Annotated in this window: 17 protein-coding genes; 11 read left to right on the top strand and 6 right to left on the bottom strand. The window is 39.0% G+C overall.

From position 1 onward, the window contains the following. Positions 1–8 precede the first annotated feature (8 nt). The 3 genes from IAE20_RS04270 (at position 9) to IAE20_RS04260 (ending at position 2,966) form a co-directional block, all read left to right on the top strand. Entirely contained in the window at positions 9–1,070 is a 1,062-nt protein-coding gene (locus tag IAE20_RS04270; RefSeq protein WP_200481205.1) for a ferredoxin reductase, read from the top strand. A 13-nt stretch (positions 1,071–1,083) separates the two neighbouring features. After that, the gene (locus IAE20_RS04265; RefSeq protein WP_200459631.1) at positions 1,084–2,178 is read left to right on the top strand and encodes a fatty acid desaturase family protein; all 1,095 of its coding nucleotides are present in this window, start codon (positions 1,084–1,086) and stop codon (positions 2,176–2,178) included. A gap of 356 nt (positions 2,179–2,534) precedes the next feature. Beyond that, a complete protein-coding gene (locus tag IAE20_RS04260; RefSeq protein ID WP_200481204.1) occupies positions 2,535–2,966 on the top strand; it encodes a DoxX family protein in 432 nt (143 codons plus the stop codon). A 69-nt stretch (positions 2,967–3,035) separates the two neighbouring features. Here IAE20_RS04260 and IAE20_RS04255 read toward each other — a convergent pair whose 3' ends face one another. After that, a complete protein-coding gene (locus IAE20_RS04255) occupies positions 3,036–3,740 on the bottom strand; it encodes an SIMPL domain-containing protein (protein ID WP_200481203.1) in 705 nt (234 codons plus the stop codon). Between the two features lie 474 nt (positions 3,741–4,214). Here IAE20_RS04255 and IAE20_RS04250 point away from each other — a divergent pair, with 474 nt between their 5' ends. The 7 genes from IAE20_RS04250 to sohB all read left to right on the top strand — a co-directional run bounded on the left by IAE20_RS04250 (position 4,215) and on the right by sohB (position 13,370). Further along, positions 4,215–5,585 carry a diaminobutyrate--2-oxoglutarate transaminase gene (locus tag IAE20_RS04250; RefSeq protein WP_200459628.1) on the top strand — a complete coding sequence of 457 codons (1,371 nt, stop codon included), beginning with the start codon at positions 4,215–4,217 and terminating at the stop codon, positions 5,583–5,585. Positions 5,586–5,590: 5 nt separating this feature from the next. Further along, positions 5,591–7,123 (top strand): pyridoxal phosphate-dependent decarboxylase family protein, encoded by a 1,533-nt coding sequence (locus tag IAE20_RS04245; RefSeq protein ID WP_200481202.1) that lies wholly within the window; start codon positions 5,591–5,593, stop codon positions 7,121–7,123. A gap of 289 nt (positions 7,124–7,412) precedes the next feature. Continuing rightward, complete coding sequence (locus IAE20_RS04240; protein ID WP_200459626.1) at positions 7,413–8,444, top strand: substrate-binding domain-containing protein; 1,032 nt, start codon at positions 7,413–7,415, stop codon at positions 8,442–8,444. 114 nt (positions 8,445–8,558) lie between these two features. After that, complete coding sequence (pstC, locus tag IAE20_RS04235) at positions 8,559–9,938, top strand: phosphate ABC transporter permease subunit PstC (RefSeq protein WP_200459625.1); 1,380 nt, start codon at positions 8,559–8,561, stop codon at positions 9,936–9,938. Continuing rightward, positions 9,935–11,332, top strand: coding sequence for a phosphate ABC transporter permease PstA (pstA, locus tag IAE20_RS04230; protein WP_200481201.1), 1,398 nt, complete (start codon positions 9,935–9,937; stop codon positions 11,330–11,332). Before pstC ends, pstA begins: the two co-directional genes overlap by 4 nt. An 11-nt stretch (positions 11,333–11,343) precedes the next feature. Next, positions 11,344–12,258, top strand: a complete 915-nt coding sequence (gene pstB / locus IAE20_RS04225) for a phosphate ABC transporter ATP-binding protein PstB (protein WP_413784480.1) — start codon at positions 11,344–11,346, stop codon at positions 12,256–12,258. 149 nt (positions 12,259–12,407) lie between these two features. Continuing rightward, entirely contained in the window at positions 12,408–13,370 is a 963-nt protein-coding gene (sohB, locus tag IAE20_RS04220) for a protease SohB (RefSeq protein WP_200459622.1), read from the top strand. A 73-nt stretch (positions 13,371–13,443) separates the two neighbouring features. On the opposite strand, the gene IAE20_RS04215 is transcribed toward sohB, so the two are convergent. Continuing rightward, positions 13,444–14,811 carry a hypothetical protein gene (locus IAE20_RS04215; protein ID WP_200481199.1) on the bottom strand — a complete coding sequence of 456 codons (1,368 nt, stop codon included), beginning with the start codon at positions 14,809–14,811 and terminating at the stop codon, positions 13,444–13,446. 95 nt (positions 14,812–14,906) lie between these two features. Continuing rightward, entirely contained in the window at positions 14,907–15,524 is a 618-nt protein-coding gene (locus IAE20_RS04210; RefSeq protein ID WP_200459620.1) for a TetR/AcrR family transcriptional regulator, read from the bottom strand. Between the two features lie 215 nt (positions 15,525–15,739). On the opposite strand from IAE20_RS04210, the gene IAE20_RS04205 reads away from it, so the two are divergent. Next, positions 15,740–17,713: an alkyl/aryl-sulfatase gene (locus IAE20_RS04205; RefSeq protein WP_200481198.1), complete on the top strand. Its 1,974-nt coding sequence runs from the start codon at positions 15,740–15,742 to the stop codon at positions 17,711–17,713. A 70-nt stretch (positions 17,714–17,783) separates the two neighbouring features. Here IAE20_RS04205 and purB read toward each other — a convergent pair whose 3' ends face one another. Genes purB through mnmA form a run of 3 tightly spaced genes read right to left on the bottom strand, consistent with a single transcriptional unit; the run spans position 17,784 to position 21,118 of the window. After that, a complete protein-coding gene (gene purB / locus IAE20_RS04200) occupies positions 17,784–19,172 on the bottom strand; it encodes an adenylosuccinate lyase (RefSeq protein ID WP_200459618.1) in 1,389 nt (462 codons plus the stop codon). Positions 19,173–19,222: 50 nt separating this feature from the next. After that, positions 19,223–19,960 (bottom strand): high frequency lysogenization protein HflD, encoded by a 738-nt coding sequence (gene hflD / locus IAE20_RS04195; protein WP_200481197.1) that lies wholly within the window; start codon positions 19,958–19,960, stop codon positions 19,223–19,225. Positions 19,961–19,984: 24 nt separating this feature from the next. Beyond that, positions 19,985–21,118 carry a tRNA 2-thiouridine(34) synthase MnmA gene (gene mnmA, locus IAE20_RS04190; RefSeq protein ID WP_200481196.1) on the bottom strand — a complete coding sequence of 378 codons (1,134 nt, stop codon included), beginning with the start codon at positions 21,116–21,118 and terminating at the stop codon, positions 19,985–19,987. Position 21,119 lies beyond the last annotated feature (1 nt).

The following is a 21,119-nucleotide window of genomic DNA, read 5'->3' as shown; positions in this document are numbered from 1 at the left end:
GCATTCCTATGCAAGCAATCCCTAAGAGTCCATCACTCTTTCGTACATTGACACAATCAGTGTTTGATCCGCATGCAGCTGATTTTTGGCTACAAAAAGTTAATCCAATTTGGTCAACCTCTCGTGCCTTGGCACAAATCATAGAAAAAAAACAAGTTGCAAAAGATACGATCAGTTTAACTTTGCAAACGAATCGTCATGTGAAAGTTGGACAGGCAGGGCAGCATCATCCTGTTAAAGTAAAAATAAACGGTCGATTATATGAACGTAGTTATAGTTTAACTGAACGTGAAGGCCATCTTATTTTGACAGTGAAGAAAATTGCAGATGGTAAAGTGAGTACATGGCTACATGAGCAAAGTCAAATTGGTGACCTTGTGGAAATTGGGCAGCCATTTGGCGATATGCAACTTAGCAACCAACCGAATATTATTTTATTGGCGGCGGGTAGTGGGATTACCCCCATGTATAGCCTGATCGAACAACTAAAACGCAATCAGCAATTGACGCAATCGCATGTCAAACTTTTATATTGGGTTAAACATCGTGACGAAGCGGCTTTTGCCTCAGAATTTGAACAACTTACAGTTCAATATCCTCAGTTTGACTTAAAAATCTTTACGACTCAGGATACACAACATGACGATCGTTTAAATGTAACGCATCTGGCTGCAATCGAGAATCTGGAAAATACAACTGTCTATGCGTGTGGGCCATCCGGGTTTGTACAAACAGCGGAAGAATTATTTGGTCACGCGCAAGTGTTTATGAGTGAAGCATTTAGTTTGACTCGAATCGCCGATAATGACACAGGTTTTATTAATGTAACTTTGAGCCGTTCTAATAAAACCGTCGCAATCCCTAAGGGTCAGTCGATTCTGGCAGGACTTGAACAGGCCAATGTAAAACCTACTTACGGCTGTCGCATGGGCGTTTGTCATAAATGTGTCTGCCAAAAAACAGAAGGCACTACCAAAGATTTACTTAATGCCAGTGAAAATAGCGAACCGAAAAATTTCATTAAAATCTGTGTTAGTTCTGCCAAGTCTGATCTTGTGATCGACCTTTAAAGAGAAAACTCCCATGAATATGCCTGTAAAAATTGAATATTTTAAAAATCCCAAAAATAGAGAATTGACTCAAGCTGAACTCGATCAATTTGCTAAAGAGCTCGATCAAATCAAACAGGATGTACTTGATGATATCGGCGAAAAAGATGCCGCATATATACGCCGTGTTTATAGTGCAATTCGTTATACGAGTTTTCTAGGCCGCGCTTGTTTATTTGCAGGTTGGTTTCCGCCAGCTTGGGTTTTGGGAACGGGTTTGTTAGGTGTTTCTAAAATTCTGGAAAATATGGAAATGGGTCACAATGTGATGCATGGACAATACGACTGGATGAACGATCCAAAATTTAATGGACAAACTTATGAATGGGATACCGTAGGAACAGCAGATAACTGGCGTCAAACGCATAATTTTAAACATCATACTTATACCAATATTAAAGGTATGGATGATGACATTGGCTATGGACTGTTACGTTTATTCCCAGAACAACGCTGGAAACCTGGTTTCTTGCTGCAACCTATATATAGCATCCCATTTTGTTTACTATTCCAATGGGGGGTAGCTATTCAGAATCTTGAAATTGGTAAGTTGATCTATAAACGTAAAACATGGAAACAGTTTATGGGAGATTGGAAGCCTGCCCAGAAAAAAATGGGTAAACTTTTGTTCAAGGATTATGTATTTTTCCCATTGATTGCTGGTCCTGCGGCTTTGCCTGTATTTACAGGAAATCTTGTGGCAAATGGCATGCGTAATATTTGGACATTTAGTATCATTTTCTGTGGTCACTTTACTAAAGACGTTGAAGTTTTTCCTAAAGCAGTTTTGCAAAATGAAAGCCGTGGACATTGGTACATGCGTCAGATTCGTGGTTCTTCAAATCTGACAGGTTCTGAAGTTTTCCATATTTTAACCGGACATTTGAGCCACCAAATAGAACATCATTTATTCCCAGACGTACCCGCACGACGCTATCGTAAAATGGCTCCAAAAGTTGAAGCAGTATGTAAGAAATATGGGATTAACTATAATAATGCCAGTTTATTTAAACAATATGGTCAGGTGTTAGGGCGTATTGTAAAATATGCATTTCCATTTAAAAAGTAAATATAACAACGAGAGTGCAGCCTAATGAAAATTTGGCTGCATTTTTGAACTATTGAAATACAGCTATCATTTTATGTAGTGATCAAAACCAGAATAAAATAGCTTGAGGATGGGTTGGGCTTTATATCTAATTTAAATACACTGTGGTTAGTAATAATAGACAATATCTGAAAACAAGAAGGCTGAATAACAAAAAAATAAAAATAAGGCATTATTTTTTATGAATTTAAATCATTTTAATTTTAAATGGGTAAAGACGTTTGTTGCGATTGTAAAGAGTCCTGCTCATTGCCAGCTTACTTTTCTAAAATAATAATTACGTTAGAATAAAACATCAAAATAAAGCCTGATTTAAGATGTCAAACTTCTCTCAAAATATCGCACTTGCTTTACAACCAATTTTAAAAACTCAAATAATTCCATTTCTTGCATATTTAGGATTATGCGCCGCCTATTTACAAGGTGGTTTTAATAAACTAAGCGATTTTCCAACTGCAATTGCAGAAATGAATCATTTTGGGTTAACACCAGCGTCCTTATTTGCGACCTTGGTCATTATGCTGGAATTAGCTGCTTCCATCATGATTCTGTTAGGTTTTTTTCGTTGGTTAGGGGCACTGGCATTAGGGGGATTTACGCTCATGGCAACGTTTATTGCGCTGCAGTTTTGGGAGTTACCTCTTGGACAGCAACGCTTTATGGCTGCTAATTCATTCTTTGAGCATTTAGGTTTAATCGGCGGCTTTTTATTAGTCGCATGGTTGGATTTAAAATCGAAATTGGATTGACTAATAAAATAAACAGCCACTCACTCTACCGAGAGCTACTCTCTTAATGTCAATCCCATTCCGACAGTTCTACTTAAATTGAATGGCACCATTTGCATTCACGGTAATTTTAGACTCACCTGCGGCAACATCTTGTGCAGGAGCTGCTTCCGCCGTAGCAAATTTTGCCATGCTGGCGCGCATCATGACGGGCTGTGGGAAATAATTATTGGTGTTCAAATTTAAATTGACGAGATTATAGCTACTTTTATTCCATGCCTGCGCAATCACTTGAGCCCGCTGTTGAAAGTTCTTTGAAGCTTCAACCATGAGTTCATTTTCAACTTTTTTACGCTGTTCATCAGAGACTGTAAAGTTAATCGATTGGGTCTGGAAGTTTTGTTGTAATTCGCTAATCAATTGGCTAGCAGCTTTAAAGTCTTTACTTTCAAGACGAATTTCAGCGCGGCCACGCCATTCCTTCAATTTTCGGCTGTCATTATCGTAAACTGGATAAGTGCTTTGAGCGCCTGTTTCAACTTTTACTTGTGGGTATTTACGTGATAAAGACATTGCTTCATTCATGAGTTGATTAATTTGTGTTGCAAGTGCAGCGGGCTGTTTGTTGCTCTTTTCAATATAAAGTGTGGCATGCATTTCATCATTAGAGACCTGACGTGAGGCTTCAGCTTGTACATTAACGACATTATAATTAAGGGATTCGTTTTCTGCTGCAAATACGGCAGGGCTGATGGTAGCTGAAAGTAGTAGACTGCTTAATATTAAATGACGCATAAAGTTTCCTTGGAATTTAAAATAAAAACTTGTTTTTATCTCAATCTATCTTAATGATGAGTGGTGTAGAACTTAAAAATCTTTTGTGGAGAGTTTGTAAGAGTTTAGATGCAATTAGAATCTAAATATTGACATCTAAAACATTAAAAATCAGCCGGTTAATATTTTTATATAGAAAAATAAACGATAAATTTAAGGAAAGAAAAAAAATGAATAAAAAAAGCGTATTTTCTTTCGCTTGTCACATAGTATGATTATAAATTGTTCAAGGAGTTAGGCATTTATTTTTTTTAATCTGGTTGAGTAAAATTATAGATCAAAAGGTCTTTATTTTTATACAAAAAAGGGTATCATCGCCCTCCTAGTGATAAGAAAGCAAATGTTGCCTAACTAGAATCCTACAAGCACCGAGTCAAAGGACCGCAAGTCACCAGACTTATTTCTTTCAACCCATATCAGAGATGGTAATTCGATATGAGCGTTAATTCCGTAAATCCTGCCACCCATTCAACTAACGAATACTACTTGACTCGCCAAAGTCAGATGGAATCGAATGTTCGTAGTTATCCGCGTAAATTACCGTTAGCTATTGCCAAAGCGCAAGGCTGCTGGGTTACAGACGTTGAAGGTACACAATATCTCGACTGTTTAGCGGGGGCGGGGACACTGGCTTTAGGCCACAATCATCCTGCGGTGATTCAAAGTATTCAGGACACGTTAGCAAGCGGTCTACCTTTGCATACTTTAGATTTAACAACTCCTTTGAAAGATGCATTTACTGAAGCATTATTATCTTACTTGCCAGGTGGTCAGGAAGAGTATTGCTTGCAGTTCTGTGGTCCATCTGGTGCAGATGCGACCGAGGCTGCGATTAAACTTGCCAAAACTTATACTGGGCGCAGTTCAGTCATTAGTTTTTCAGGCGGTTATCATGGTATGACGCATGGTTCTCTTGCAATGACAGGTAACCTTAGCGCTAAAAATGCTGTGAATAATTTAATGCCAGGCGTACAGTTTATGCCATATCCGCATGAGTACCGTTGTCCATTAGGGCTTGGCGGTGAAGCAGGTGTTGATGCATTAACTTATTATTTTGAAAATTTAATTGAAGATGTTGAAAGCGGTGTCACTAAACCTGCTGCCGTAATTCTTGAAGCGATTCAAGGTGAAGGTGGAGTCGTGACTGCGCCAGTAAAATGGTTGCAAAAAATTCGTGAAGTGACTGAAAAGCACAACATTGTTTTAATTCTCGACGAAGTGCAGGCTGGCTTTGCACGTTCAGGCAAAATGTTTGCATTTGAACACGCAGGGATTGAACCCGACGTGGTAGTCATGTCAAAAGCTGTAGGTGGTGGTTTACCACTTGCTGTGCTTGGTATTAAACGTAAATTTGATGCTTGGCAACCTGCTGGTCATACTGGTACGTTCCGTGGTAACCAATTGGCAATGGGTACAGGTTTAGTGGTTTTAAATACCATTAAAGAACAAAATCTGGCTCAAAATGCGCAGGAGCGTGGTGATTATCTACAAGCTGAGTTGAAAAAACTGGCTCAAGAATTCCCATGTATCGGTAACGTACGTGGTCGTGGTCTTATGATCGGTGTCGAGATTGTAGATGAACGTAAACCTGTAGATCGTATTGGTTCACGTCCTGCCGATGCTCAATTGGCGGCTGCTATTCAAACTGCTTGTTTCAACAATAAACTCTTGCTTGAAAAAGGTGGTCGTAACGGTACAGTGATCCGTCTCCTTTGCCCACTTATCATTAGTCATGATGAATGTGTCGAAGTGATTGCACGCTTCAAGAAAGCAATGGGTGAAGCACTTAAAGCAGTTCGGGGCTAATACACATGGTTGATTTTGCAGAACATCGTAAAGCTTTACTCTGCAATGATGCTGCATCCATTGCTGACTACCAGTCAGCAATGGATGAGGCGGTAAAAGCCGTCGCTGCATGGTTGCAAAATGACAAAATGTATACGGGTGGCAGCATTAAAGAATTGCGTTCAGCAATTTCTTTTAACCCGTCTAAAGAAGGGATGGGCTTACACCAGTCTTTGAGCCGAATGGTTGAATTATTTCTCAATAAAAGCTTAAAGGTCCATCATCCTTATTCACTTGCGCATTTGCATTGTCCAACAATGGTGACTAGCCAGATCGCAGAAGTGTTAATTAATGCAACTAACCAGTCGATGGATTCATGGGATCAAAGTCCTGCGGGTTCGTTAATGGAAGTGCAATTGATTGACTGGTTACGTCAAAAAGTTGGCTATGGATCAGGTCAGGCGGGTGTATTTACCTCAGGGGGTACACAGTCTAATTTGATGGGTGTTCTTCTGGCACGTGATTGCTGTATGTCCAAAAACTGGAAAGATGAAAACGGTCAGCCTTGGTCTGTTCAGCGTGATGGTATCCCCGCAGATGCTATGAAAAACGTCAAAGTAATTTGTTCTGAAAATGCACATTTCTCTGTGCAAAAGAACATGGCGATGATGGGGATGGGTTTTCAGTCAGTTGTGACCGTTCCTGTGAACGAAAATGCACAAATGGATGTCAATGCGCTTGAAAAAACGATGGCACATTTACAAGCTGAAGGCAAAATTGTTGCATGTGTGGTGGCAACTGCAGGTACGACTGATGCTGGTGCGATTGATCCCCTCAAAAAAATCCGTGAAATCACCAATAAATATGGTGCATGGATGCATATTGATGCAGCTTGGGGTGGAGCATTGATTTTATCTAATGCCCATCGTGATATGTTGGATGGCATAGAATTATCAGACTCGATCACATTGGACTTCCATAAGCATTATTTCCAAAGCATTAGCTGTGGTGCTTTCTTATTGAAAGATGAGGCGAATTATCGCTTTATGCATTATGAAGCAGAATATTTGAATTCTGCCTATGATGAAGAACACGGTGTACCAAATCTCGTCTCTAAATCATTGCAAACTACACGTCGTTTTGATGCCTTAAAGCTCTGGATGACTGTGGAAGCATTGGGTGAGGAGCTTTATGGTTCCATGATTGATCACGGCGTGACGCTAACTCGTGAAGTTGCTGATTATATTAAAGCAACGGATGAGCTTGAGCTTCTAGTGGAACCACAGTTCGCTTCGGTCTTGTTCCGTGTTGTACCCAAAGATTACCCTGCTGAATTTATTGATAGTCTAAATCAAAACGTAGCAGATGAATTATTTGCGCGTGGAGATGCCAATATTGGTGTAACCAAAGTTGGTGCAGTGCAGTCTTTAAAAATGACCACGCTTAGTCCTGTAGCAACATTGGAAAATGTGAAGAACTTGTTGGCAATGGTTCTTGCTGAAAGTGATCGAATTAAAGATGAAATCGTGGCTGGAACATATACTCCAGCGATTGACTAGATATTCGTAGTATAAAAGGTCACTTCGGTGGCCTTTTTTATGACAATACAATGAAATATTACATTTTAAATGATAAATAAAAATACAAAGCCTGTATTGAAAATTGAAGTTACATATTGAAATTAAAAGAATTTTATAAAAATCAAAGTTTAGGCATGAATTATCATAAAAGCGTCATCAAGATGTCACTGAATTGTCACATTTTAAAATCAAAATGCTGTTATCCAAAGTACAAACACTGATTGATAAAGTGCTGTACGCACATTACGCTAAATAAAGAGAGAAGAGCATGCGCTTAAATCCACGTCAACTTGCCATTGCACTTGCAGTTTCTGGGGCCGCTGTAGCGACAACTGCGAATGCAGCCCGTGATACGATTCAGATCGCTGGTTCATCAACTGTTTTGCCTTATGCAAGTATTGTTGCAGAAGAGTTTGGTAATACTTTCCCGCAGTTTAAAACACCTGTAGTGGGTTCTGGTGGTACATCGGGCGGTTTAAAACAGTTTTGTCAGGGTGTTGGCGATAACACGATTGATATTGCAAACGCATCACGTAAAATTAAAGATACAGAATTAGCCGCTTGTAAAAAAGCTGGTGTAAATCAAGTACAAGAAATCAAAATCGGTTATGACGGTATTGTATTTGCTTCAAACTCAAGTAAAGCTGCTTATAAATTAAAACCTGCATTTGTTTTTGCTGCACTTGCTGAAAAATTACCATCAAATGGTCAGCTTGTACCAAACCCATATACACGTTGGAACCAGATTGATAAATCACTTCCAAACGAACCGATTACTTTAGTTGTTCCTGCATCTAACCATGGTACACGTGAAGTATTCCAAGAAAAAATGGTTGAAGCTGGCTGTGAAGCTTATGATTACTTCAAAAAATTAGACAAAGAAGAACAGAAAAAAGCATGTTCTGCTTTCCGTAAAGATGGTCGTGTAATTGAAATTGCTGGTGACTATACTGAAACTCTAGCGCGTTTGAAAACTTCTCCAAGTGCTGTAGGTGTATTTGGTTTAGGTTTCTATGATCAAAACCGTGACAAACTTCGTGTAGCCACAGTCAATAATGTAGCACCTTCTGAAAAAACCATTTTGAATGGTAGCTATCCTGTATCTCGTCCTTTATTCTTTTATGTAAAAGGCGAGCATGTGAAATCAATTAAAGGTTTACCTCAATACGTAGAATTTTTCCTGAATAAAAAGACTTCAGGTAAAGGTTCTAAGCTTGAGAAAGCTGGTTTAATTTCAATGTCTGATTCAGAGCGTGCAAAAGTACTGGCAGACTTTAAAGCAGGTAAATCTGTTAAATAATAGATTTAAAATGAGAGCTGATGATGGTGTAACACCTTCATCAGCTTTTTGTCTAGCAAGATGTTTAACTGGGTTTTTTCAAAGAATGAAAATTGAAAAAACGGTGGAGATTACATGAATCTGCTATTGATTGGCGTGCTATTGGCACTCATCGCCATAGCTTATCAAATTGGGTTGAGCAAAAGCCGCAGCCTAGCAGGTAAGGGAAATAACTCTGCATTATTACATTCACGACCGGGCTACTATGGAGCATTGGTTGCGTTATGGTGTGGTATCCCTGCTTTTTTAATTTTGATTGTTTGGAATTTGGTTGAGCCAAATATTTTAAAACATGTCATTTTAGATCAGGTGCCAGCAGCAACTTTGGCGGGTATGGATCAGGCAAGTATTGAAGTATTGATGAATCGTGTAAAAGCGATTGCTTCTGGTTTTGGAGTGACTGACCAACCAGCGCCTTACGAGCTGGCAGCGGCAGCGCAACTGGCTAAAGTTCAGACTATTGGTTCATATGCCAAACTAGCGGTGGTGCTTTGTGCTGCAATTGTGGGCTTGCTGATCGCAAAAAAACGTGTTGCGCAAAGTTTCCGTGCACGTAATAAAGTCGAAAAGATTATTAACATTACGCTTGCACTGTGTTCGGGTGTTGCAATTTTGACGACACTTGGCATTGTGATGTCCATGTTTAGCGAAGCCTTAAGATTCTTTTCTTTTGTGAGTCCAATCGATTTCTTCTTTGGAACTGAGTGGAATCCAGGCTTTAGTACGTCTGGTAGTGCTGAAGGCAGTTATGGTTTATTACCATTACTCTGGGGCACACTTATGGTAAGTGGAATCGCATTGCTAGTCTCAGTGCCAATTGGTTTGATGATTGCGATCTATCTGGCTGAATATGCCTCACCAATGCTACGTTCATGGGCAAAACCAGCTATTGAAATTTTGGCAGGTATTCCAACCATCGTTTATGGCGTATTTGCCCTGATGATTATTGGCCCATTTTTCAAAATGGCAGGTGAAATGGTTGGCATTAATATTAATGCGACTAGTGCACTGACTGCAGGTTTTGTTATGGGAATTATGATTATCCCATTCGTATCCTCTCTTTCAGATGACATTATTACTCAAGTTCCGCGCGCATTACGTGATGGTTCGCTTGGGCTAGGGGCGACCAAATCTGAAACGATTCGTCAAGTGGTGATTCCAGCAGCATTGCCCGGCATTATCGGTGCATTCTTATTGGCGGCATCTCGTGCTATTGGTGAAACCATGATCGTGGTACTGGCAGCGGGGAATAGTCCTTTACTTCATGTCAATCCACTGGAAGCAGTTTCTACAGTTACAGTGACAATTGTCAACCAATTAACGGGTGACACAGATTTTGCAAGTCCTCAGGCATTGGTTGCATTCGCCTTAGGTTTGACGCTGTTTGTGATTACTTTAGGTCTTAACATTGTTGCACTTTATATTGTGCGTAAATATCGCGAGCAATACGAATGAGTACATCAAATACTTCTACACCTTTAGATCAAAATAGTTTTGATCCACGAGTTGCCGCGGAATTGCGCGAGAAACGTAAAAACACTATTCAAAAGTCTTTGGCGAAACGCCATCGTAAAGAAACAACTTTTCGATTATTTGGTTTTTCTGCGGTTGTTATTGGTCTGTTATTTGTTGCCTTATTATTCGGCAGTATTCTGGCAAAAGGTTTACCTGCTTTTTGGCAAACCAGCATGACAGTTCCTGTTTATTTTGATCCCACAGTGATTGATGCGGGGCCTAAACCTGTACAGGCGGCGGGAGAAACACCAGCACATTTTCAAGAACGCTATATAGAATGGCAAACAAAAATGGGCATGGTGGATTGGGATGCATTAATTATTAATGGTTTGATTGCTAAAGATCCCGCTTTAGCCTCAAAACGCGATGATTTAAGTAGTTTATATACCAGTTCCGAGTCGTATCGTTTACGTGATATGGTGTTTAAAGATCCTTCACTGATCGGTAAACGTGAAGACCTCAAGTTTCTGGCAGATGCAAATATAGATGTCTGGCTAACAGGTAAAATTGATCGCAGTTTGCCAGATGATCAACAGCAACTGAGTCTAGAAGTACGTCAATTAGCTGATCAATTAGATAAGAATGGTATCCTTACTCATTCATTCAATACCAATATTTTTACCAATCCAGACTCACGTAGTTCACCAGCGACCAGTGGTTTAGCTGGGGCATTCATGGGCTCACTGTTCATGATGCTGATTGTGATCTTTATCTCGATTCCAATTGGTGTTGCCAGTGCGGTATATCTGGAAGAGTTTGCTAAACAAAATATCATTACCGATGTTATTGAAGTCAATATTAACAATTTGGCTGCGGTTCCATCAATTGTGTTTGGTTTATTAGGGGCTGCGATCTTTATTAACTGGATGCATTTACCACTTTCTGCGCCATTAGTGGGCGGTTTGGTCCTAAGTTTAATGACTTTACCGACAGTGATTATTACCACTCGAGCCGCATTAAAAGCGGTTCCACCGTCGATTCGTCAGGCTGCTTTAGGTTTGGGTGCTTCACGTGTGCAGGTGGTCTTTCATCATGTATTACCATTGGCTTTACCGGGAATTTTAACGGGTGCAATTATTGGTGTAGCTCAGGCTTTAGGTGAAACTGCGCCGTTACTTTTAATTGGTATGAGTGCTTTCGTGGCAAGTATACCGACCAGCCCACTTGATCAATCAACCGCTTTGCCTGTACAGATTTTCTTGTGGCAAGGCAATGAACTACGTAACTTCTTTGAAGGACGTACCGCAGCAGCCATTATTGTATTACTGGCAATGATGATTGGTTTAAATAGCCTCGCAATTTGGTTACGTAAAAAATTCGAAGTGCGTTGGTAATAGAAGGTGAGATGATGAATACTATTGATACAACAAATGCCTTAGAAAAGGATAAAACAGTGACTTCTGATCAAAAGCAATTTACCACTGCTGAAACTGAACAAAAACGTCAGACTTCATTTGTCTCGCAGTTTGATACTCAAGCGAGTCCGAAAAAAGAAACTAAGCAAAAAGTTAAATTAAGTGCCAATGATGTACATGTCTATTATGGTGACAGTGAAGCCATTAAAGGCATCGACATTAGCATTTATGAAAATGAAGTGATTGCTTTTATTGGGCCTTCTGGTTGTGGTAAATCAACTTTTCTACGCACACTAAATCGGATGAATGATACGATTGATAGCTGTCGTGTAACTGGTAAAGTTTTACTGGATAATCATGATATCTATGATCCGAATCTGGACGTGGTATTGTTACGTGCACAAGTTGGTATGGTGTTCCAAAAGCCAAATCCATTTCCAAAATCAATTTTTGACAATGTTGCCTATGGTCCGAAACTTCATGGTTTAGCACGTGATAAATATGATCTGGAAGAGATCGTTGAAAATAGTTTACGTAAAGCTGGACTTTGGGAAGAAGTCAAAGACCGTTTGAATCAACCTGGTACAGGTCTATCTGGTGGTCAGCAACAACGCTTATGTATTGCACGTACCATTGCGGTAAGTCCAGAAGTGATTTTGATGGATGAACCATGTTCGGCACTCGATCCAATTGCAACAGCAAAAGTAGAAGAGTTAATTTCAGAACTTTCAACCCAGTACACCATTGCGATTGTAACGCACTCTATGCAACAGGCTGCTCGTGTTTCTGACCGTACGGCGTATTTCCATTTAGGCGACTTGATCGAAGTCAACTCAACTGAGAAAGTATTTACTCAGCCCGATCATCAGCTTACAGAAGCTTATATTACTGGTCGTTTTGGTTAATTCTCAGTACGTTTTAAAGCACCTTCGGGTGCTTTTTTATTGAAAAAAATAAGCCATATATCATCTTGTTTTCAAAAGTCATATTGAAATTTAGGTGTTTAGCCCTCATCTTTTGAACATAATCAGGAACTCTAGAGAAAAAACAGCTCATGCTATTTCATTTACCAAAATTGCCCGCTGAAATTCGTGTTAGTCACCTCAATGCACGTGTGAATGAGCAGCGCAAAAAAATTGCACAAACCACGGCGTCGAAATTTGAGCTATTACAATTAACTCAGCAAATAGCAAAAGAAGCTCGTGTTCGTAAAAAAAATAACCAGAAAATCTTTGTGCTTGATTTTAAGGGCGATATTCAGGCATCAGCTGTTGAACAATTACGTGAAGAAATTACATTAATTCTTGCTACTGCTAAAGCCGGAAAAGATCGCGTTGTGGTACGTTTGGAAAGTCCAGGCGGTATGGTACATGGCTACGGTCTGGCAGCAGCACAACTGGTTCGTTTACGCGATGCTGGTTTTCATGTCACGATTATCGTCGATAAAGTTGCTGCGAGTGGCGGCTACATGATGGCCTGCATTGGCAGTGAAATTATTTCTGCACCTTTTGCAATTTTGGGATCAATTGGAGTTGTAGCTCAGGTACCAAACTTTAACCGTTTGCTCAAGCAACATAATGTTGATTTTGAATTGTATACGGCAGGGGAATATAAGCGTACAGTGACGATGTTTGGCGAAAATACGCCTGAAGGTAAAGCCAAATTTGAAGAAGAGTTGCAACAAACCCATGCGCTTTTCAAGCATTTTGTAGAGAAATACCGTCCACAACTGAATGTTGAAAAAGTAGCAACTGGTGAACACTGGTATGGTCAGGATGCACTGGATTTAAATCTGGTCGATAAATTGCAAACTTCTGATGAATATCTTTTGGGTTTATTACCTCAACACGATGTCTATGTTATTACTACACGTAAACGCCCAACGTTGGGTGAAAAATTGGGTCTTCAAGCGGCACAACTTGCAGATAATTTGATTCCCGCAGTCATGAATAAAGTTGTTGAAAGCTTGGTTAATGCAAATAATCATTTGGTTCAGATACGTGATCCTAAGCTTTAATTTGAAAATTTATCGATAAAATCACGAGCAAAATAAAAGCCTACTTCAATTTGAAGTAGGCTTTTATATAGAGTTAACGCTTACATTCTAGATTATCGATAGTATTTTGATCTAAATACTGAATCGTTGGTAGATAATCACCCATAATTGACTTTTCATCACCCCAAGTCACAGTATTTTGAACTGCTTGATTAAAGCCTGGATATGGCAGTAAATTTCTCATAATTAACAACCCAAAGTCTTCATGACCATAATCCTCACCCACTGGACTCTTGAGACCACTGCCGCGTGGAGATAATGCTAAGAACTTATAACCACACTCTTCAGTTGCATTTTTTGGTCGATCTTCAGGCAAAGAAACAATGATTTTATATTTACCTTCAGCATCCAGATTTTTACTTAGATCACCATCATATAAGCAATAATTGGTCGCTGTAGATGTAATTTCGTTGGTACAAATCGACATATAGCGAAGATCACCTGCCCCTAGAATGGCTTCGTTATTTTGAGTTGAAGCAATTTTTGGTAATTTACCATTTAATAGCAGTACCTTGCCTATTCTTCGACTAGTGGTAGCGAATACATATTCATTGTCGGGAGTTGCCCAAAAATTGAGTTTACGTTCAGGAGTTAATCCTTCACATTTTTCTATACCAATCTTATAAGCACATTGGGCATTGGCTGTTCCATTACGCGCAGCATACCATGTTGGGATTAGTTGTGCTGGGAAGCCAGGGTATAATTGTCTAGAAAATGCTTTTTGGACGATGTCCCCTGAAAAAGCATTATAATTTTGGACAGGTTTATCTTTAACATTTAGGAACTGACAGACCTCTTGACCTTTAATTTCCTTTCCTTCTTTAGTGACTACTCTAAAATGTGGAAACTCGACGCCACCTTTATTATCGTAACCTTCATTTGGAACATAAACGCGATACCAAATGACTAAAGAATTATCATTTGTTGGGGGTGCATATAATGTATTTTTCTCAGGCTTTGCGGGTAAATTTCCAATTTTAATTTCTGTTGAATAGCCACGTTCTTTTTCTAAGCGCTTATTGCCAACCACGAATGGGTTGGTAACTCCAGTATTTGGCTGAATCTCCGCATCTAATAGTGAATTGACACGCGTTCCATTTGATTCATAGCTTACCAAAGACATATGGCGAGAATAGGGGAAGTCACCATCGACAAATACTCTTGCACCGTCTGGAATACTAAATTGGCTAGTGTAATAATTTACATTGGTATCAGGATAGGCAAAATTCATTGCATCTTCGCCAGTATGCGATTTACTGGTTACTCCATCATGCCACATACAGTCAGTTAACGCTGGTGGTGGAGTGATTTGTACCACCTCATTATCATCGTCATCGTGACAAGCCGTGAGGAAGCATGTACTTGAAAGTGCTATCACTAAAGTACGATTTAAAATTTTCATATTTTGAATCCATTCTCTATACTTTAATCAGTACCTGAATAATTTTATATATTCTATAAAGGCGCTTATAAATAAAATTAAAATAGTTTGGCTTTTTAATACTGTGAATCTATTTTAAATGTGATTCCTCCTTCAATATAATCAATCAGGTATTTTGATATTAATTTACGATCTTTAATATCTGTAGCCCAATATTGCTCTAGTCCTACATCACTAATGACATTTAAAATAATGTTAAAAGTAAATAAGACTTTTAAATCAATGGCATCTTTACTGGCTTCCGGAAATGCCTGAGACAGAAGTTGAGTTGCCTTTTTTGCAATAGGTGATAATTCTTTTGCAATCATTTTCCGTCCTTCTTCTCCAGTACTAATCATTCGAGAAAAAAACTTGAGATATTGAAGCCCGTTGTCCTGCAATAAAATATCCACCATTGGCCTGTACATAGCTTTTACAATGCTGTTAGGTTCAATATGGTCTTCTGAAATTTTATTAAGTTCCTCTAAGCTTTGTTTGGCATAGGGTGTCAATACATAGCTCAATGCTGCTTCTAACAGTCCCCATTTAGATTTAAAGTGATAATACAATGCAGATTTATTTGAAACTCCTGCTAAATCATTGATTTGTTGAACGGAAAGACGAGTTGCATCATTCTGTGAAAAGAGAAGAATGGCCGCTTCCATCAGTTTTAGTTGGGTTTCGCTATGTTGCATTTCTGATTACACTTCAGATCTAAAGTCTGTTGACAACATTAATCTAATTGGATTAATGTTGTCAACAGATCAGAATGACTTGGATTCAAAGCCAAAATTTTAATGATTTTTTTATTTTGATAATCATCACATAAGTGTTAAAAAATTATTTTTTAATTGTGAGGATGCTTGTCTTAAATATATAGATGTACTTAAATTCAACGGATGAAAAATAAATGCAAATAAAAAATTTTAATTTAAATCATAAATCGTTAGTGATTTCGATTTTATTTTCTATGTATGCACCTGTATCTTTCTCCGGCAGTATTCCTGTTGAACAGACTACTCTGAATTATCAGAAAAACTTCACACAAGCCTATGATTTAAATAATACCCAAGAAATAAAAAATGCAATGAAAGGATTTATTGCCAAACCTTCGGGAAAAATTAGTGATGATCAGGGGAATATTGTCTGGGATTTTGACAGTTTTGATTTTGTGCAAGGAAATGCACCAGATACAGTTAACCCAAGTTTATGGAAGCAGGCAATTTTAAATAACCAAATTGGGTTATTTAAAGTCAGTGATGGAATTTGGCAGCTTCGTGGTTTTGATTTAGCCAATATTACATTAATTCAGGGGAAAACAGGCTGGATTGTGGTGGATACGTTGACTTCTAAAGAAACAGCAACTGCAGCTATGCAGTTTGCTCGTCAATATTTGGGTAATCAGCCAGTATCTGCCATTATATTTACTCATAGTCATGTTGATCATTTTGGTGGAGCGCTCGGTGTTTTATCTGAACAAGAGGTTAAATCAAAAAACATTCCTGTGATTGCACCTGTGGGTTTTATGGAAGAAGCAACCAGTGAGAATTTAATGGTTGGCCCTGCAATGGGGCGCCGCGCAAACTATATGTATGGTCGTTCACTTCCTCGAAATGAAATGGGTCTAGTTGATAATGGTTTAGGAAAAGCTGTGTCATTTGGTCATATTGGTATTCTTGAACCAACTGTATTGATCACTCAGCCACGTCAACCGATGACTGTCGATGGGGTTGATTTCATTTTTTATAATGTTCCAAATTCTGAAGCACCAGCAGAATTAACGTTTTATTTACCGCAGCAAAAAGCCTATGGTGGCGCTGAAATCCTCTCACATACTTTGCATAATTTGTATACTTTAAGAGGGGCAAAAGTTCGGGATACATTAAAATGGGTGAGCTATCTCGATCAAGCACTTGATCATGCAAAAGACGCAGATGTATTCTTTGCCCAGCATCATTGGCCTGTTTGGGGAAATGATAATATCAAACAATTTATTACTGTACAGCGAGATAGTTACAAATACATCCATGATCAAACTGTACGTATGATTAATGCGGGTATGACTGGAAGTGAAATATCCGACAATATTAAATTACCACATCAACTCGATCAGTATTTAAATGTGCACGGTTATTATGGAACGGTTAAACATAATGCACGAGCAGTGTATCAATACTACATGGGCTGGTTTGATGCTAACCCAGCAAATCTGGATAATTTACCCGTTAAGCAAGCTGCACAAGGCTATGTGGATTTGGCGGGTGGCGAAGCTAAGATGATTGCAACGGCACAACAAGCATATGATCAAGGTAATTATCGTTGGGGGGCTGAACTGCTAAAACATGTTATATATGCGAATCCAAATAATCAGCAGGCTAAGGACTTGCAGATCAAAACATTTAGTCAATTGGGCTATATGTCAGAAGCATCTACATGGCGAAATTTCTATTTAACAGGCGCTCAGGAACTAAAAAATGGTACTCCAAAAACAGGAGTGACGCCGGTTATATTATTGGATATGTTGCAACATACGCCAGTTGAGCGTTTTTTGGAGTCGATGGCAGCTAGCTTAAATGCAAATCGTGCTGAAAATGTAAATTTGACATTAAATTTAGTTTTCTCTGATTTAAATCAAATATATGAAATTAAAGTCAATAATGCGGTTATGAACTTTAAGGAAGTTAAGCAACCTACAACAGATGCTGCTGTAACTCTCACGCTGACCAAACCCTTCTTTTTGAATATGATGACAGGGCAGAGTGGCGCACTAGATCTTATGTTTTCTAAAGATACTCAAATACAAGGAAGCCGCATGAGTTTAAGAAAGTTTTTTTCTTTGTTTGATAAAGCAAATGGTATATTTCCCATCGTAACTCGAAACTAATCTTTTAATAGTACGCATTAAAAAAGCGGAATCATTCAAAATGATTCCGCTTCACTTTAATTAATATTATTTAAAGCTTATTAATTAAATCATTGATTTGTTTGGCTTGCTCTGCTGCATTACCTATATATGTTGCAGGCGTAAGTTCAGCAAGACGTGACCGTTCATCAGCTGGAACTTGTGCAAGTTCATCACCATTTACGAAATTCACCATCATGTCACGAGTCATGGCTTGTCCACGAGTCAATGCTTTTAATTTTTCGTATGGTTGTTCAACATTATAACGACGCATCACTGTTTGAATTGGTTCGGCCAGAACTTCTTGAGCTTGATTTAAATCTTCATTTAATCGATTAGCATTCAGTTCAAGTTTACCTACACCTTTTAAACAAGCATCGAAAGCAATCAAGCTTTGAGCAAAACCAACACCCATATTACGCAATACAGTTGAGTCAGTTAAGTCACGTTGCCAGCGAGAAATTGGAAGTTTTTCACCTAAGTGAGCCAATACTGCATTAGCAATACCTAAATTTCCTTCAGAGTTTTCAAAATCAATCGGGTTAACTTTATGTGGCATGGTTGAAGAACCCACTTCGCCATCTTTTAATTTTTGTTTGAAATAACCCAAAGAGATATAACCCCAAACATCACGGTTAAAATCAATCAAAATGGTATTATAACGGCGTAATGCATCAAACAATTCAGCCATATAATCATGTGGCTCAATTTGTGTGGTGTATGGGTTAAAAGCTAAACCTAAAGATTCAACAAATGCTTGTGAATGTGCTGCCCAGTCAATTTCAGGATAAGCTGAGAAATGTGCATTGTAATTACCTACAGCACCGTTGATCTTGCCCAGTAATTCTACATTTTCAAACTGCTTGATTTGACGTGCCAAGCGATAGGCAACATTTGCCATCTCTTTACCCAATGTGGTTGGGCTTGCTGTTTGACCATGTGTACGAGATAACATAGGTTGTTCAGCATGTGTGGTAGCTAGAGCTGCAATCGCATTTAAGATTTGCTTCATACTTGCAACTAAAACGTCTCGACCATTTTTAAGCATTAACGCATGCGACAAGTTATTAATGTCTTCTGATGTACAGGCAAAGTGAATAAATTCACCTGCATTTTTAAGTTCATCAATTCCTGCAATTTTTTCTTTCAGAAAATATTCAACTGCTTTTACATCATGATTTGTAGTACGTTCAATTTCTTTAATACGATTCGCATCATTTTCAGAGAAATTGCTGACAATCGCATCTAGAGCGGCATTGGTTTCAGTTGAAAATGGCGCGACTTCAATGATTTCTGGATGGTTAGCAAGCGCTTGTAACCAACGCACTTCAACGGTCACACGAGCATGAATTAAACCAAACTCAGAAAGAAAAGGACGTAAAGCATCACATTTGCTAGCATAACGTCCATCAAGTGGCGAGAGTGCGGTTAACGCGTTCATAAGGATCCCTTAAATTTTGGAATGAATATAAAACGAAACCCGTTATCGTATCAAAGTTCCACCATTTGATACTGTAAACGAGCGAGAGTTTGAATGTCTTGAAGCAATTTACGTTTGCTAAAAATCATATTCCATGAGCTACCCCCCAGTTGGCGCCATAAATGTGCCATTTGCAGTCCAGTAAACAGACAGGCGCGGATACGGTTGGTATGATGACTATCTTTAAATGCTTCGGCATTACCACGAACCATAATACGCGGATTAATTTGACCCGCTGTTTCGACATAGGTTTGGGCAAGATTGGCAATAATACTTGGATGTAAATAGTTGTTATCAAAAAATGACAGTTGTTTTAGTATTTTTTGCTGCGATTTTTCAATAATTTCAACATATTCTGGATTTCTATAAACTTTCTTTTCAAGTTGCAGTAGCGCCATTGCATAAGTCATGGGCAGCTTGGCATTTGAAAGTTTAGGCAGGCGGGATTTAGGCGCGCTACTAAAAGGCTGGGTAATACTACTTTCCAGCGTTTTTAAGCCCAATGAAATATCTGCAAGCTGATTAAAGAAATCCAATGTTTGCATACTGGAATTCATCGTCGGACGTATATTTAGACAAGCTTTGATTAATTGTTCAAAGTAAAAGTTGCCACTTTCACCGATACTTTGTTGGCCTGTCATTGCAGTCATATGCGTTAGTTGTGCGGCCTGAAAAACGCCCGCAAGAGCTAACGCACGGTTTTGACGTACATTCAGTGCTTGAGGCTGTTGAAAAGGGGTATCAACCATGCCTAAGATTCCTTTAAATATACTTTAAATAAAATCGGGTTTCGGTGCATTCGTGGTTAAGATTACACCACCACCTAAACAAACTTCATCGGCGTAAAATACGACGCTTTGTCCCGGAGTGACCGCACGTTGTGGCTGATCAAATTCAACACAAATACCATTTTCAGTGTTTTCATCACGGTAAATTGTACACGCTTGATCAGGTTGACGATAACGAGTTTTTGCTGTGCATCGGAAACCTGCATTTGGGATTTCCTGCTCACCTGCAACCCAATCAATATTTTCACTCCAAAGTTGTGTGCTTTGCATGAGTGGGTGTTCATGTCCCTGACCAATCACAAGTCGATTATTGGCAATATCTTTATGGAGTACAAACCATGCACCTTCAGGTGCATTTTTGAGGCCACCTAAGCCAATACCACCGCGTTGACCCAGCGTATAGTACATTAAGCCGTGGTGTTCACCAACTTCTTTACCATTATCCAGTACAATTTTTCCAGGTTGTGCAGGTAAATATTGTTTAAGAAAATCATTGAAACGACGTTCACCAATAAAACAAATACCTGTCGAATCTTTTTTCTTAGCTGTTGCTAGATCAAGTTGTTCAGCGATTTTCCGGACTTCTGGTTTTTCAATTTCACCGACAGGAAATAAAGTTTTATTAATTTCCCGACCATGTACCGCATGTAGGAAATAGGTTTGATCTTTATTGTTGTCGACACCACGAAGTAGTGGTGCGTATGTTTCGCCTTTAGAGTTTTGTGTACTTGCACCACGACGCGCATAGTGGCCTGTCGCAATAAAATCAGCGCCCAAAGTCATGGCATGATCTAAAAATGCCCGAAATTTAATTTCTTTATTGCACAAAATATCTGGATTTGGAGTACGCCCAGCTGCGTATTCAGCAAGAAAATGTTCAAACACTCGATCCCAATATTCCATGGCAAAGTTTGCTGTATGAAGTTTGATTCCAATTTTGTCGGCGACCGCTTGGGCATCGGCCAGATCTTCAAGCGCTGTACAGTATTCTGTTCCGTCATCTTCTTCCCAGTTTTTCATGAAAAGACCTTCAACCTGATATCCTTGTTGAAGTAAAAGTGCAGCAGAAACTGATGAATCAACTCCACCAGACATCCCGACGATGACGCGTTGTTGCATA

This window comes from Acinetobacter sp. S54 (genome assembly GCF_016624945.1).
Lineage (GTDB): Bacteria > Pseudomonadota > Gammaproteobacteria > Pseudomonadales > Moraxellaceae > Acinetobacter.
This window is presented reverse-complemented; position numbering and strand designations above follow the sequence as displayed.

What these genes read in the sequence shown, in the direction of transcription:
- IAE20_RS04210 (WP_200459620.1), bottom strand. Translation starts at nt 15,524, where the DNA reads ATGCAACATAGCGAAACCCAACTAAAACTGATGGAAGCGGCCATTCTT.
- purB (WP_200459618.1), bottom strand. Translation starts at nt 19,172, where the DNA reads ATGAACGCGTTAACCGCACTCTCGCCACTTGATGGACGTTATGCTAGC.
- IAE20_RS04270 (WP_200481205.1), top strand. Translation starts at nt 9, where the DNA reads ATGCAAGCAATCCCTAAGAGTCCATCACTCTTTCGTACATTGACACAA.
- sohB (WP_200459622.1), top strand. Translation starts at nt 12,408, where the DNA reads ATGCTATTTCATTTACCAAAATTGCCCGCTGAAATTCGTGTTAGTCAC.
- pstB (WP_413784480.1), top strand. Translation starts at nt 11,344, where the DNA reads ATGATGAATACTATTGATACAACAAATGCCTTAGAAAAGGATAAAACA.
- IAE20_RS04205 (WP_200481198.1), top strand. Translation starts at nt 15,740, where the DNA reads ATGCAAATAAAAAATTTTAATTTAAATCATAAATCGTTAGTGATTTCG.
- pstA (WP_200481201.1), top strand. Translation starts at nt 9,935, where the DNA reads ATGAGTACATCAAATACTTCTACACCTTTAGATCAAAATAGTTTTGAT.
- IAE20_RS04215 (WP_200481199.1), bottom strand. Translation starts at nt 14,811, where the DNA reads ATGAAAATTTTAAATCGTACTTTAGTGATAGCACTTTCAAGTACATGC.
- IAE20_RS04260 (WP_200481204.1), top strand. Translation starts at nt 2,535, where the DNA reads ATGTCAAACTTCTCTCAAAATATCGCACTTGCTTTACAACCAATTTTA.
- IAE20_RS04240 (WP_200459626.1), top strand. Translation starts at nt 7,413, where the DNA reads ATGCGCTTAAATCCACGTCAACTTGCCATTGCACTTGCAGTTTCTGGG.
- hflD (WP_200481197.1), bottom strand. Translation starts at nt 19,960, where the DNA reads ATGGTTGATACCCCTTTTCAACAGCCTCAAGCACTGAATGTACGTCAA.
- IAE20_RS04265 (WP_200459631.1), top strand. Translation starts at nt 1,084, where the DNA reads ATGAATATGCCTGTAAAAATTGAATATTTTAAAAATCCCAAAAATAGA.
- mnmA (WP_200481196.1), bottom strand. Translation starts at nt 21,118, where the DNA reads ATGCAACAACGCGTCATCGTCGGGATGTCTGGTGGAGTTGATTCATCA.
- IAE20_RS04255 (WP_200481203.1), bottom strand. Translation starts at nt 3,740, where the DNA reads ATGCGTCATTTAATATTAAGCAGTCTACTACTTTCAGCTACCATCAGC.
- IAE20_RS04250 (WP_200459628.1), top strand. Translation starts at nt 4,215, where the DNA reads ATGAGCGTTAATTCCGTAAATCCTGCCACCCATTCAACTAACGAATAC.
- IAE20_RS04245 (WP_200481202.1), top strand. Translation starts at nt 5,591, where the DNA reads ATGGTTGATTTTGCAGAACATCGTAAAGCTTTACTCTGCAATGATGCT.
- pstC (WP_200459625.1), top strand. Translation starts at nt 8,559, where the DNA reads ATGAATCTGCTATTGATTGGCGTGCTATTGGCACTCATCGCCATAGCT.